The organism is Flavilitoribacter nigricans DSM 23189 = NBRC 102662 (assembly GCF_002646595.1).
In the GTDB taxonomy this organism is placed as follows: Bacteria; Bacteroidota; Bacteroidia; order Chitinophagales; family Saprospiraceae; genus Flavilitoribacter; species Flavilitoribacter nigricans.
Genome location: NZ_PDUD01000011.1, coordinates 97429 through 111133, shown reverse-complemented (window position 1 = coordinate 111133; position 13705 = coordinate 97429). Strand labels below are relative to the sequence as shown.

11 protein-coding genes and 1 pseudogene are annotated in these 13705 nt (G+C 51.9%); 10 read left to right on the top strand and 2 right to left on the bottom strand.

Annotated elements, in window-relative coordinates; genetic code table 11:
* Positions 1-63 precede the first annotated feature (63 nt).
* The 5 genes and pseudogenes from CRP01_RS07760 to CRP01_RS07740 all read left to right on the top strand — a co-directional run bounded on the left by CRP01_RS07760 (position 64) and on the right by CRP01_RS07740 (position 7535).
* The gene (locus tag CRP01_RS07760; protein WP_099149455.1) at positions 64-1611 is read left to right on the top strand and encodes a glycosyltransferase family 39 protein; all 1548 of its coding nucleotides are present in this window, start codon (positions 64-66) and stop codon (positions 1609-1611) included.
* Positions 1612-1958: 347 nt separating this feature from the next.
* Complete coding sequence (locus CRP01_RS07755; protein WP_099149454.1) at positions 1959-2525, top strand: hypothetical protein; 567 nt, start codon at positions 1959-1961, stop codon at positions 2523-2525.
* Positions 2526-2687: 162 nt separating this feature from the next.
* Positions 2688-4124 (top strand): annotated as a pseudogene (locus tag CRP01_RS07750) (aldehyde dehydrogenase family protein); the annotation flags it as partial.
* An 83-nt stretch (positions 4125-4207) separates the two neighbouring features.
* Positions 4208-4663 carry a hypothetical protein gene (locus CRP01_RS07745; RefSeq protein ID WP_099149452.1) on the top strand — a complete coding sequence of 152 codons (456 nt, stop codon included), beginning with the start codon at positions 4208-4210 and terminating at the stop codon, positions 4661-4663.
* A 1714-nt stretch (positions 4664-6377) separates the two neighbouring features.
* A complete protein-coding gene (locus CRP01_RS07740; protein WP_099149570.1) occupies positions 6378-7535 on the top strand; it encodes an alpha/beta hydrolase family protein in 1158 nt (385 codons plus the stop codon).
* A gap of 116 nt (positions 7536-7651) precedes the next feature.
* Here the strand turns inward: CRP01_RS07740 and CRP01_RS07735 are convergent, their stop codons facing one another.
* Positions 7652-8692: a TauD/TfdA family dioxygenase gene (locus CRP01_RS07735; RefSeq protein WP_099149451.1), complete on the bottom strand. Its 1041-nt coding sequence runs from the start codon at positions 8690-8692 to the stop codon at positions 7652-7654.
* Between the two features lie 149 nt (positions 8693-8841).
* Here CRP01_RS07735 and CRP01_RS07730 point away from each other — a divergent pair, with 149 nt between their 5' ends.
* Genes CRP01_RS07730 through CRP01_RS07710 form a run of 5 tightly spaced genes read left to right on the top strand, consistent with a single transcriptional unit; the run spans position 8842 to position 12952 of the window.
* Positions 8842-10014 (top strand): geranylgeranyl reductase family protein, encoded by a 1173-nt coding sequence (locus CRP01_RS07730; protein WP_099149450.1) that lies wholly within the window; start codon positions 8842-8844, stop codon positions 10012-10014.
* Between the two features lie 49 nt (positions 10015-10063).
* Positions 10064-10297, top strand: coding sequence for a 4Fe-4S dicluster domain-containing protein (locus CRP01_RS42200; protein ID WP_170110273.1), 234 nt, complete (start codon positions 10064-10066; stop codon positions 10295-10297).
* Positions 10278-11177: a methyltransferase domain-containing protein gene (locus tag CRP01_RS07720; RefSeq protein ID WP_099149448.1), complete on the top strand. Its 900-nt coding sequence runs from the start codon at positions 10278-10280 to the stop codon at positions 11175-11177. Before CRP01_RS42200 ends, CRP01_RS07720 begins: the two co-directional genes overlap by 20 nt.
* Positions 11178-11197: 20 nt before the next feature.
* Positions 11198-12040, top strand: coding sequence for a methyltransferase domain-containing protein (locus CRP01_RS07715; RefSeq protein WP_099149447.1), 843 nt, complete (start codon positions 11198-11200; stop codon positions 12038-12040).
* A gap of 21 nt (positions 12041-12061) precedes the next feature.
* Positions 12062-12952, top strand: a complete 891-nt coding sequence (locus CRP01_RS07710; protein ID WP_099149446.1) for a homogentisate phytyltransferase — start codon at positions 12062-12064, stop codon at positions 12950-12952.
* A 445-nt stretch (positions 12953-13397) separates the two neighbouring features.
* On the opposite strand, the gene CRP01_RS42195 is transcribed toward CRP01_RS07710, so the two are convergent.
* Positions 13398-13574: a hypothetical protein gene (locus tag CRP01_RS42195; RefSeq protein ID WP_170110272.1), complete on the bottom strand. Its 177-nt coding sequence runs from the start codon at positions 13572-13574 to the stop codon at positions 13398-13400.
* Between the last annotated feature and the right edge of the window lie 131 nt (positions 13575-13705).

The window sequence follows — 13705 nt, the reverse complement described above, 5'->3', positions numbered from 1 at the left end:
AATTTATAGGCGTAATATCCGCCCGGCACTTTATTTTTCGCCGACTTTTAATTCAACTGCAAGATGTCCGAAGCACCTACTATCCGCACCAATAAGATCCACTGGCCCATCCTGGCCGGTCTGAGTATTGCCAAACTGCTTATCCATTTCAGCACCAATACCAACTACGGACTCCACCGGGACGAATACCTCTATCTCACCCAGGCCGAACACCTGAGCTGGGGCTACATGGAAGTCCCGCCGATGATCGCGGTGATCGGGAAGCTTTCCCGTCTGCTTTTCGGCGAAACGGTCTTTGGAGCCCGCTTTTTTCCGGCCCTGATCGGAGCCGTATCCATCCTCCTGATCGGGTTTATGGTCCGGGATATGGGCGGCAAAAAATGGGCGCAATTGCTGGCCGGTACCGCTTTCCTGTTTTCACCGGCCTATCTGGGTAGCAATACCCTTTTCCAGCCGGTGAGCTTCAACCAGTTCTGCTGGTTGCTGGCGGCTTTCTTCACGGTCCGGATCATTCGCTACGGAGATCCGAAGTACTGGTACTTTCTGGGCATTGCAGCCGGGGTGGGCTTTCTCACCAAATATTCCATTGCCTTTTTCTTTCTGGCGCTTATCATCGGTTTTTTGATCAGTCCGCACCGCCAGGTTTTCCGGACGAGATACCCCTGGATCAGCCTCGGGGTTGCGCTGTTGATCGCCCTGCCCAATCTGTACTGGCAGTACGACCTGGATTTCCCAGTCGTCCGCCACATGCAGGAATTGTCCTCCACCCAGCTGAAGAATGTTTCGCCGCTAAATTTTCTCGTCCCACAATTACTGTTCCATGCGGCCGGCAGCCTTGTCTGGATAGCGGGTTTGGCTTTCCTCCTGCGATCCGAAGCCCTCCGCCCCTACCGCCTGCTCGGCTGGACCTTTATCGCGCTGATCACCATCCTGCTGCTGCTAAGCGGAAAAGACTATTATTCCATCGGTGCCTACAGTATGCTTTTTGCTGCCGGCGGGATCGCCTGGGAGCGCTGGCTGGGCTGGAGATCGGCTCTACTGATACCCATAATCATATTGTTGAATATGCCGGTCATTCCCTACGCCCTACCCGTTCTATCCATTGAAAAGATGAAATCCTACGTTACCCACATGAAAGATCAATACGGACTGGAAGCACCGCTGCGCTGGGAAGACGGTAGTATTCGCGAGCTCCCGCAGGACTACGCGGATATGCACGGCTGGGAGGAGATTCCGGAAAAGGTGGCGCGCTTCTACCACAGTCTGCCGCCGGAAGAACAGGCCGGCCTGATGATCGTCGCGGGGCATTACGGTCAGGCCGGGGTGATGAACTTCTACCGCCAAAAATACGACTTGCCGGAAACCTACAGCCTCAATTCCAGCTTCATCATGTGGGCGCCGGAACGGGTGGAATTTGACCGGATCATCCAGATCGACGATGTGCCCCAATCGGCATCTCCCTACTTCGAATCCATCCAACTGATCGATAGTATCGAAAGTCCCTACGCCCGGGACCCCGGACTGATCTACTATGAGACCCGGCCGAAGATCGATGTCAGCGCCGGCTGGAAGACGCTGGTGGAGAACCGCCGGGAGGAAGCCGGGTATTGAGCGGCGCCTCATAGAGAATATTCAAAAATAAAACATCGCAGCACCCAAATATTTCCGGATACTTATTGCATGGCGGCCAACAGTTCGCATTGCCCGATTGTTTCATGATTAACCGGATCGCATGGTGGGAAAATGAAAAATTACTGGCAGATGCGCCCGAACGCGGCAAGATCCGGCGGCCTTGAATTGCGGTCCTCTATCCGAAGCATACGGAATTAATTACGGTATTTATACCGGATTCTACGTCTTCCTTTAGGCCGACTTTAACAAAAGTCTTTAATTTGGGTTTAGAACCTATTCGAAAACAAATTTTACAACATACATTCCATCATCTAAAACATACTGAAATGAAATACTTTGCACCGGTTATGTTCGCTATTGTGACTTTGGTGTTTTCCTCCTGTGGATCTTCGAAAGAATTGACCGCAGAGGTCGAATCTACCCGATCCTCTCTCCAGCAGTGTCAGGACGAACTCGCTACCGCCCAGATGAATCTCAGTGCCGCTACCCAGGAACTGGATCAGGCCAAAAATATGCTCGGCGGACGTGGCGATCAAATGACCCAGATCCAGAACGAGAATCGCGCCCTGCGCGACCAGCTTACCCAAACCCAGGCCCAGCTGGCAACGGTGACCCAGCAAATGCAGGCTTCTTCCGACAGCTACGGTACCTGGTACCGCGTACAGATCGGTGCTTTTGAACAACGCCGGGTTGATAACAGCCTGGAAACCACCGATAAACTGAGTCTGGAGACCCAAAATGATCTGCAAAAAACCGCGCTGGGTCGCTTCCGCAATTACGATGACGCCAAAAAACTGCAGGACCACCTCAAAAGCATTGGCCTGAAGGATGCCTGGATCGTTACCTACAAGGACGGGGTGCGGGTACCGATTGAATCGGTGAAGGGAAAATAGTTCGTTTCGACAGCTATTAAAAAATCACGGGAAATTGAAGTGTACAGTATTCGGAAACTAACTCCATCTATAGTATCCGTAAGCGGCATTTCAATTTCCCTATAGCTTTAGATTTCACAGACCGCCTACCCTTCTTAACTCCTCCCTTCATCCAAACCAGCCCTCGCCATGACCGTAACCACCATCCAGGATAAAGCCAGCCGGGAAGAACTGCAACGCCTATTCGAAGCTCAGCGCGCTCACCAGTTCCAAGTAGCGGATGCCTCTATTCGCGAACGCAAGGCCAAACTCAAAGCTTTAAAACAGGCGATAATGGTCACCTACCGACAGGAGATCCGCGATGCACTGCAGGCCGACATGGGCAAGTCGCAGATCGAAGCGGACCTCATCGAGATCTTTCCGGTGATCAAGGAGATTAAACACGCCCTGAGCAATTTGGGGCGCTGGACGGGAAAACACTTTGTGTCCACCCCGCTCGCATTTCTCGGTTCCCGATCTTACGTCGAATACGAGCCTAAAGGCGTATGCCTGCTGATCTCTCCCTGGAATTTCCCGATCAATCTGACCTTTGGCCCTCTGGTCGGAGCCATTGCCGCCGGGAATACCGTGATCGTTAAACCTTCGGAATTTACGCCGCACTGCTCGCGCCTGATGGCGAAGATCATTGCCGATCTGTTTCCAGAAAAGGAAATAACGCTGGTGCAGGGGGCGGTGGAAACTTCTACCAGACTGCTGGAATTGCCCTTTGACCATATTTTTTTCACCGGTTCTCCAAAAGTGGGCAAAGTCGTGATGGCCGCTGCCGCCCGGAACCTGACCTCCATAACCCTGGAACTCGGCGGCAAATCCCCAACCATTGTGGACGAAACGGCGGATATCGACACCGCTGCCCGCCGGACCGCTTCCGGTAAATGGATCAATGCAGGCCAGATCTGTATCGCGCCGGATCATGTGTTTGTCCACGAATCCCGGATCGATGATTTTAACGCTGCCCTCAGTCGCCACCTGGATAATTTTTTCGGCGGTGATGCCACCCGGTCCGCCGATTACACGGAAATGGTCAATCGGGAACATCTGGAGCGGGTCAAATCCTACCTCGATGATAGCCTGGCTAAAGGGGCAAGCATCGTCTACGGCGGTCAGATCAACCGGGAGAATAACCGAATGGCGCCAACGGTAGTGACGAACGTCACGCCCGATTCCGCCCTCATGCAAAAAGAGATCTTCGGTCCGGTACTTCCCGTTATCCCCTTCCGGGATCTGGACACGTTACTGAAACAGATCAACGCGGGGGAAAAACCACTGGCGCTCTATATCTTCAGTAAAAGTAGCCGCAACATCCGGTACATTCGCCGGCAAACCCGGGCCGGTACTACTTGCATCAACCACAACGGCATTCACTACTTTCATCCGGAGTTGCCCTTCGGTGGTTCCAACAACAGTGGCATCGGCAAAGCCCACGGTTTTTATACCTTCGAGGCCTTTTCCAACTCCCGCGCCTATTATCGCCAGGTATGGCCTACGCCCCTGGATCTGCTGGCGCCTCCCTACCAGAAATGGAAAGAAAAGGTGGTGGAATTCACCATCCGTTATCTATAAAATTCGGTACGAAATCCGGGAAGGTATTTCGGGAGTTTTCGGGCAATCATTATATTGTCAGGACCTAACCAAATATCTTTGCTATGAAAGTACTCACTTTTGTAATGGCATTCCTTGCCATAGCCTGTCCTGAACCCCTGCTTTTCGCCAACGACGATCTCGTCAAGATCCACTATAAAGGTTCCGATTTCCTGGCCAGACAACTCGTCAAAGGGAACCTGAATTTATTCGTCAGCAATCAATACGAAAAGAAAAAAGTATTCGGTCCCCGCTACCGGCACCAGAAGATCGTTTACGTCAAACGGTATTTTCTCAAGTTTCGCGATCAGATCGAAAAATTATCACCCTACAATTACAAAAGGATACTGAGGAGATGTCTGCCAAACGCGCCGGCGCTCCACCGCCGACTGGGCAAACCGGGATTTCGCTACGAGAATATTCCGTCCATCATCCGCTTTTATAATGAATTTCGCATCCAAGAGCTAGATGTTCCGGATCCCGATAATATGCCCGTTCAGGTGCAGAAAAAACGGGATTGAGTCAACCGGTATTTGCTTTTTTGTTTTACCGAATTGCTTACCCTTACGTAGTTTGGTTTCTACGAATTGCCGCATCAAAACCAACACCATGACCGCTAGTCGGCGTTTGCAACGCCGACACAATATCCAATCGAAAAAGTACCATTCAACAAGCTAAACTAGAGTCTGAATATGAAGTAAGATTTGAGGAAATGTAAAATCTATTCGTTTATCAGAATATTCAGCCGAAGTTGCAAACTTCGGCCAGCGTTTGAGTGATTTAGGACATACTACGGATGGGAAGTTGATCTTGATAATATGGAAAGCGGGCAGTTTGTCTTTCAACCAACAGCTGCATCAAAACTAAAAATAAGACCGCTCGTCGGCGTTTGTAACGCCGACACCATATCCAATCGAAATAGTACCATCCAACAAGCTAAACTAGAGTCTGAATATGAAGTAGGATTTGAGGAAATGTAAAATCTATTCGTTTATCAGAATATTCAGCCGAAGTTGCAAACTTCGGCCAGCGTTTGAGTGATTTAGGACATACTACGGATGGGAAGTTGATCTTGATAATATGGAAAGCGGGCAGTTTGTCTTTCAACCAACAGCTGCATCAAAACTAAAATTAGGACCGCTCGTCGGCGTTTGTAAGGCCGACACCATATCCAATCGAAAAAGTACCATCCAACAAGCTAAACTAGAGTCTGAACATGAAGTAAGATTTGAGGAAATGTAAAATCTATTCGTTTATCAGAATATTCAGCCGAAGTTGCAAACTTCGGCCAGCGTTTGGGTGATTTAGGACATCCTACGGATAGGGAGTTAATTTTGATAATATGGAAAGAGGCAGTTTGTCTTTCAACCAACAGCTGCATCAAAACTAAAATTTTGATCGCTCGTCGGCGTTTGTAACGTCGACACCATATCCAATCGAAAAAGTATCATTCAACAAGCTAAACTAGAGTCTGAATATGAAGTAAGATTTGAGGAAATGTAAAATCTATTTGTTTATCAGGATATTCAGCCGAAGTTGCAAACTTCGGCCAGTGTTAGAGTGATTTAGTACATCCTACGGATGGGAAGTTGATCTTGATAATATGGAAAGCGGGCAGTTTGTCTTTCAACCAATAGCTGCATCAAAACTAAAATTAGGACCACTCGTCGGCGTTTGCAACGCCGACACCATATCCAATCGAAAAAGTGCCATTCAACAAGCTAAACTAGAGTCTGAATATGAAGTAAGATTTGAGGAAATGTAAAATCTATTCGTTTATCAATATATTCAGCCGAAGTTGCAAACTTCGGCCAGCGTTTGGGGAAAGAGGCAGTTTGTCTTTCAACCAAAAGCTGCATCAAATCAAAAAATAGGACCGCTCGTCGGCGTTTGTAACGCCGACACCATATCCAATCGAAAAAGTACCATCCAACAAGCTAAACTATAGTCAGGGATATGAAGTAGGCTTTGAGAAAATTTAAAGTATATCAATCAATATATTCAGCCGAAGTTACAAACTTCGACCAGCGTACGAGGCTAGCGTACGGGGGTTGCAAACTTCGGCCAGCGTTGGGTCCCGATGAGGATTCGGGGCGTGTTATAAATAGCAGGAAACCAGCCCGACCGGCGGAAAACTCCATATTCCTTGTAATACAAAATTTACCGCTCATCGTCATTGGAAGGAAAGCCAATTACTTTGGCACCAAAAAAATCCAAAACCTTCAAACCACGATCATGAGACCAATGATTCCATTCCTGTTCATCTGCCTAAGTTTTGCCCTGCAAGCCCAGGACGATATGCTCTGCGTCGGCCGTTACTGGACCGAAGACGAAGCCAACCTAATGATGAAAAAGATGGCTGCGGAATGGGACGATCTGGCTTCCTGGGAGGACCGGGCCAAGATGCTGAAAACCGGGATCCGGGAGGGCATGCAGTGGGACAAAATGGCTAAATACGAAAAGGCCGACCTCAACCCGATCATCCACAGCAGTCGGGAAATGGACGGATATATTGTGGAAAATATTGCCATTGAAAGTTTTCCCGGGTTCTTTGTGACCGGCAACCTTTACCGCCCTGCCGACAAGCGGGATAAATACGCAGCGGTGCTGTCCCCGCACGGCCACCTTACCGATAAACGCTTTACGGACTACATCCAGATCCGGGCGGCAGCCCTGGCGCGCATGGGCGCCATCGTTTTTGCCTACGATATGGTCGGCTACGCGGAAAGTACCCAGATCAACCACAAGATGCCGATTGCGCTGCTCCTCCAGACCTGGAACAGCAAGCGGGTGCTGGATTACCTGCTTTCCCGTCCGGATGTCGATCCCGAACGTATCGGCATGACGGGAGGATCCGGTGGCGGCACCCAGACATTTGTACTCACGGCTATCGACGACCGGGTAAAAGTTTCCGTACCGGTGGTGCAAGTTTCGGCCCACTTCTTCGGTGGTTGCGTCTGCGAAAGCGGCATGCCGATCCACAAAAGTGCGGACCATCAGACCAACAATGTGGAAGTAGCCGCCCTGGCCGCTCCGCGCCCGATGCTCATGATCTCCAACGGGAACGACTGGACCCGCAATACGCCCCGGATCGAATATCCGTACATCCAGAGCGTATATGCCCTCTACAATGCCGAACACAAAGTAGAGAATGTCCACCTTCCTATGGAGCGACACGATTACGGTTATTCCAAAAGAACGGCAGCCTATAATTTCCTGGCACACCATCTTAAGCTAAACAGTGGCGCTATTCCCTACAGCGAAGGTTATCAGGAGGATTTTGTCCGGGTACTTTCCCGGGAGGAACTGAGTGTTTTCAACGATAAGCATCCCCGTCCGAGAAATTCGCTCCAGGGGGACGATGCGGTTATCGCTTTTCTGGGGATCAAGTGATCTACTTCCATATTTACACCGGGCGCTAACCAATACATCGCTAATTGCACGGGAAAGGGTGATCGGATTTCTGATCACCCTTTCCTTTACCGGACGCACCACTTTTCCGGGAAACACTAGCGGGCGACAACCGGCCCTACCCCACCCCGGTTACCGATCTCCACGGATCCGTAGCGGGTGGCAAACTCCGGCGGCAGCGGCCGGTCTCCCGGTGTAGACAACCAGAGCCGCAGTAAATGCCGCCTTTTTTCCGGCTCGGCAGCATCTTCAAAACCGGTGCGGTCGTGCAGCATGGCGTGGTTATAGACAAATTGCATATCTCCCTTTTCCAACATCATCGAAAAATGTAGCGCCGGATCGTTGCAATAGGCGTCAAAGAGATCCAGCGCCTCCACGTGCCGGTCGGTCAGACGCGGAGCGTCCGGGAACCGCTGGGCGGAATCTATATACTGCCGCTGGTAGAAAGGCGTAATGCGACCTTCGTAATAACTGAAGACCGGGATCAGCAAATACGGCAACATGCCCGCCGGCACTTCTCCCCTGCGATCGGTAGCGATGGGTTCCAGCAACAGTTTGAGCAGATCCGGTCGCCGGTCCCGGATCTCGTTGAATACCGTATCGGCACTGACCAGCAGGGAGCGACCACCGCTGAGCGCCGGTTGCAGGCAAAGCAGGCCCACCACATCACAGGAATCCGTATGGAAAGTCTGTCGTTCTTTAGTCTGATAGATGCGGACGTTGGGGTCCCGGCTGTCCATCCCCAGATTCCGGACGTGGCCCAGAATGTCACCCTGGGCGTTTTGTGCCCGGGTATTTCCGAGGTGGGTTCCCAGTCCGTAAAAGATCGCAGCGGTCTTCTCGTAGGAATAATCGGCCACCGGCAAGCCGCGCAGTAAAGCAAAACCACGACCGTTGATCAGTTCCAGCCGCAGTTCCAGTAAACGGGGTGCAAGTTCCGGCAGTACAAAGTCGGCGGCGCGGATGGAGGTCAGGTCCGCGCCGGAATCCAGCACGGCTTCGGCCGCAGCTTCCAGTTCCCCGATCTCTGCGGGACTTAAGCGCCAGATCCATTCCTGCCGGCGGGCGGCCATATCCGGACCGGACCAGGTGGTGGGACCGGTACGACGGGGCGGTAAGGATGCAAGATCTATATTCATGTTTTTGCTCAAATTTAAATTTTTGTAACCAGCCTCCAAAAGTCAATTTTCGCGAAACTGCCCTGGACGATCCGGATCGTAATATTCCTCGATTTACCTGAACATTGCCCCCTACCCACTGTTTGAATGACAAATACAATGCAACGCCCATGCCCTCCACCTACGATATCGTCGTGATCGGTTCCGGACCGGCCGGTGCCACCACCGCCCGGGTAGCCGCCGAAAATGGCCTCCGGGTACTGCTGGTGGATAAACGGCAGGAACTCGGCGCTCCCATACAGTGCTCCGGAGCGGTCAGCCGCCACGCCCTCGAAGAGGTAGGCGTTCCCATCACCGAAGAATTCATTCAGGAACCTATTTACGGATTTGGTATTTACGATCACCAGGGATCGGCATCCATCATTGATTACCGGCAGATGAAACCGGACGAATACGGCACCGGCGACGGGAAAAAGCCACTGGGTTATGTCGTGGACCGGCGACGGTTTGACCGCTACCTGATGACGCTCGCCGAACGGGCCGGGGTAGAGACCTGGCTGAAAACCGAGGGACTCGGATACACGCCCAACGGATCGGACAGTTGCGAGATCCGGTTGCGCCGCTTCAATGAGGATATCACGGTGAAGGCTAAGGTATTGGTAGGTGCCGACGGGCTCCAGTCGCAGGTGGGTAAATGGGCCGGCCTTCGTACTCACATCAAGATCACGGAACTGGCCAGTTGCCTGCAATTCGTGGTAGACCGGGTAGAGACCAGCGGCCTGCTGGAGATCATTACCGGCCACGAGTGGGCACCGGGCGGATACGCCTGGGTATTCCCCAAAGGCCACGGATACGCGGAAGTGGGCCTGGGGGTTATCTGTACCATGACCGATAAAAACGCCCAGTGGCATCTCGATCATTTTCTGCAGCGATCATTTTTCAAGGAACGGTTCGCGGATTCGCGCATCCTGGAGATCCAGGGCGGTGGGGTACCACTGGCCGCACCGCTGCGCACCCAGTATGCGGATCATTTGATCCTCGTTGGGGACGCCGCGCGGCACGTTAATCCGATCACCGGTGGCGGTATCCATACGGCCCTGAGCGGTGGACTGATCGCCGGGCGATTTCTGGCCAAATTCCTGACCACCGGCCAACCGGCAACCGCCGGCAACCTGAAAAGCTACCAGGATGCCTGGCTGGAAAAACTGGGTGATAAGATGTGGCAGCTGTACGAAGAAAAAACCCAGATCTTCCGGACCAATGACCTGGAAGAACGGGACCGGCAATTGTACCGGACCATGTCTTCTTATTTTCATCCGGAGTCGGAATACAAAAAGATCTAACACAGGTGTGAAGGTCCGCGTATTCGTTTTAAACATAAAAATTAAAAGCATGAGCCATAGAGATCCCGTCATTTTTCAGATCGGTTGGAACGCCTGTATCAACTGCGGGGCCTGCGTAGCGATCTGCCCGCAGGAGGCGGGGTTTATCAGCGATTTTGACACCATCGCCGTTGGCCGGCCCTGCGATATCGCCTGCATGCTTTGTGAAGATATCTGCCCCGTTACCACCATCACCCACCGCGAGGTACAAAAGTTCCAGATCGATGAGATTAATGCAGCATAAACGGGAAGCTTACTGGTTTTACCGCTTCCTGTCCATCTTTTACGATAATTACGTCAATCCGCTTTTCTGGACCGAAGAAATGCGCGATCAGTCGCTGGAACTTGCCCAACTGGACGAACCGGGTCTGAGCGTGATCGATGTCGGTTCAGGTACCGGATTTACCACCCAGGGTATTGTGCGGTCCGTACCGGCCGACCGGATCACCTGTGTTGATCAAAGCCCCCACCAGATGGCCAAGGCAAAAGCCAAGTCCGATCTGCAGGGCTGCACCTTCCGACTGGGAGATGCCGAAGATCTACCCGTTCCCAGCGATAGCTTTGACCGCTACGTATCTGCGGGCAGCATTGAATACTGGCCAAATCCGGAAAAAGGCATCGAAGAGGCCTACCGCGTCATTAAACCGGGTGGCCGCGCCCTGTTGATCGGGCCACTGGAACCCGGCAACTGGTTCTCCCGCTTTTTCGCGGAGCTCTGGATGCTGTTCCCCAAGGAAGTGGAATACCGCGAGTGGTTCGAGCGGGCCGGATTTCAACAGATCGAATCGGTTTACGTAAAACCGCACTGGCACCGCAGTAGAACGAATCAATACGGGATTGCGATTGCCGGCATCAAACCGGAATCGACCGCGAACCCCGCTTCGGCGGCCCGGGAACCGGCCGTCGTAAAACAGGAAGAAATGACCTGGGGTCGCCGCCTCAAAATGATCGGCCGGGTGATCATCGGATCGATCGGTGGATTCATTTTTATTCCTATTGCGTTGCTTGGTTACCTGTATAGCGCCCTCAGTGGCAATCCGGCTAAGAAAAGCCTGAACCGACACCAGATCATTGCGCTATTGGTAATCGTGGCCATTATCGTGCTGATCATCTGGTTATCTTAATCGTTTTAAGCCAAAAAAATATGCCAACCGGATCTCTCAATGACCGCATCCGAAAATTCTACGACGAATCTACCAACCTCTGGCTGGATACCTGGGGGGAGCACATGCACCACGGACACTATGGGTCGGATGGTCTGGCGAAAAAGGACCGGAGACAGGCCCAGATCGACCTGATCGAAGAACTCCTCCGTTGGGGCGGTGTCGAATCGGCCGAGCGGATACTGGACGCCGGCTGCGGGGTCGGCGGCAGTGCCCGCTATTTGGCCAAACGTTTTGATGCCCAGGCCCTGGGCGTAACGCTCAGTCCGGTGCAGGGTGAAGCCGCCGCGCGCTTCAACCGGGAAGCGGGATTGGAAGATCAGGTACGCATCGAAGTACGGGATATGATGACCCTGGGCCCGGAAGACGGGCCTTTTGATCTGATCTGGTCGATGGAAAGTGCCGAGCATATTGCCGACAAGGCGGGCTTAATGGAAAATTTCCACCGTATGTTGCGTCCGGGCGGTCGCTTACTGATGGTTACCTGGTGCCACCGGGACCTGCCGCCGCCCCTGAGTACCTCCGAAGAAAAATTGCTGAATAAACTTTACCGGATCTACAATCTGCCGCCTATGGTCGCACCGGCCCAACTGGGTGAGCTGGCGGGAAAAGCCGGTTTCCAACAAGTCACTACCGATGACTGGAGCCAGGCGGTTGCCCCCTTCTGGGGAGCGGTGATCCGTTCTGCGCTGGAAGTGCGCAACTTTAGCCTGCTGATGCAAACGGGCTGGGCTACCATCAAGGGAGCCTGGGCCATGCGCTACATGAATCAGGGATACCGACGCGGATTGATCCGCTTTGCGGTCTTAAAAGCCGTAAAATGATAATTTGAAATCCAGTGCACCATGATCAACTTTATCCGTTTTTCCCGGCCGCATACCGTTATCGGTACCACTCTGAGCATCAGTACGCTCTATCTGCTGGCACTGGGTATCACGGACAGTACCGACTGGTATCTGGGTATTTTCGGCCTAAGTCTGATCAGTTGCCTGGGGGCCAACATCTATATTGTGGGGCTCAATCAGATCACGGATGTAGCCATCGACCGGATCAATAAACCTTATCTGCCCCTGGCTTCCGGCGCTTACAGCATGCGTACCGGCTACTGGATCATCGGCATCTCCGTATTGCTTTCGTTGGGTATTGCCCTCTATCTCGGCCGGTATCTTTTGCTGACCGTAGTCCTGAGTCTGCTGTTGGGTACCGCTTATTCCCTGCCTCCATTTCGGCTGAAACGTTTTCATTTCTGGGCAGCCTTTTGCATTATTGCGGTCAGAGGGCTGATCGTCAACCTGCTCCTATTCCTACATTTTCAGTATACCATTAACGGTTCGACCGCTTTACCGGCAGCTATCTGGCTGCTCACCGGCACCATTTTTATTTACAGTATCGTAATTGCCTGGTTTAAGGATATTCCCGATATGGAGGGAGACCGGCAGTATCAGATCAATACTCTGAGTTTGCGCTTAGGGCCGAAAAAGGTTTTCCGGATCGGCAACGGACTGATCCTGACCGCTTATCTGCTGGTCATAATCTTTGCCATTCAATTTGATCTGGGTTTATCAGCACCGGTATTGGTGATCAGTCACCTTGCTTTTAGCGGGCTGCTGGTTTGGGCCGGACAAAAAGTGGACCTGTTCCAACGGGAAGCGGTCTTCCAGTATTACCAATTCATCTGGGTGTTGTTCTTTCTGGAATATGCGGCTTTTGCCTCAGCCGGACTGGTGGGCGGATGATAAGCTGGTCGACTTCGGATATCGCCGGAGCCAACACGGTGATCTCGCCGCAGCGACAGTGTAGTAAATGATAATGCCTCACGGATCGTGGAGGGGAAAATTCAGGAAGGTATTGTTTACTCCCCGGCCTATGGGTTTACCAGCTGCTTCGGATCAGGTTAGTTCGTTCCGGTGTTTTACGCGGAGCCGATTCCCGAACCGGGGAGTAAATGGGCACTAGATTGTATACTGACCGAAGTGGTCTGGGAATCCCGCCTGTGACTAGCACGTCAGGACCAAACCACTTCGCATCATGTATAGTAAGATTGAAAGTGTACTATTATTTGCCCCAACAGGCTGCTTTTTGTCCTTAGGTTAGTTAAGGGACTGCGCGTTACAGCGCCTGGTTGAGCGCGAGGGCTAAAATTCTTTCCTGAAATCAGGCGTTTCAATTAGCCCGTTCGGTTTAGCTGCTTCGGGTCGTTTTCATCAAACCAATTCCCGTGGGGAAAAAGATGATACCTAAAATCAGCAGGATCCAGGTGTAGGATCCCATGTCCATTTTTCCGAAGGCTCCCATGACGCCGAATATAATCATCAGCATACCTACGATGGAAAGCCCTACTGCCATTCCCTTTTTCATAGTTACGTGTTTATTAAAAAAAAGTGTTCAACTAGATAAATTAGTTTTTTCGGGCTGATGTTCGTTCGCTCAAACCTGAAATCTGAATTCAAGCTTCCGGATTTTATGGAAATTCGATTATTTTTCGTCCC

Coding starts and splice junctions, on each gene's coding strand:
- CRP01_RS07760 (WP_099149455.1), top strand. CDS start 64: ATGTCCGAAGCACCTACTATCCGCACCAATAAGATCCACTGGCCCATC.
- CRP01_RS07755 (WP_099149454.1), top strand. CDS start 1,959: ATGAAATACTTTGCACCGGTTATGTTCGCTATTGTGACTTTGGTGTTT.
- CRP01_RS07745 (WP_099149452.1), top strand. CDS start 4,208: ATGAAAGTACTCACTTTTGTAATGGCATTCCTTGCCATAGCCTGTCCT.
- CRP01_RS07740 (WP_099149570.1), top strand. CDS start 6,378: ATGAGACCAATGATTCCATTCCTGTTCATCTGCCTAAGTTTTGCCCTG.
- CRP01_RS07735 (WP_099149451.1), bottom strand. CDS start 8,692: ATGAATATAGATCTTGCATCCTTACCGCCCCGTCGTACCGGTCCCACC.
- CRP01_RS07730 (WP_099149450.1), top strand. CDS start 8,842: ATGCCCTCCACCTACGATATCGTCGTGATCGGTTCCGGACCGGCCGGT.
- CRP01_RS42200 (WP_170110273.1), top strand. CDS start 10,064: ATGAGCCATAGAGATCCCGTCATTTTTCAGATCGGTTGGAACGCCTGT.
- CRP01_RS07720 (WP_099149448.1), top strand. CDS start 10,278: ATGAGATTAATGCAGCATAAACGGGAAGCTTACTGGTTTTACCGCTTC.
- CRP01_RS07715 (WP_099149447.1), top strand. CDS start 11,198: ATGCCAACCGGATCTCTCAATGACCGCATCCGAAAATTCTACGACGAA.
- CRP01_RS07710 (WP_099149446.1), top strand. CDS start 12,062: ATGATCAACTTTATCCGTTTTTCCCGGCCGCATACCGTTATCGGTACC.
- CRP01_RS42195 (WP_170110272.1), bottom strand. CDS start 13,574: ATGAAAAAGGGAATGGCAGTAGGGCTTTCCATCGTAGGTATGCTGATG.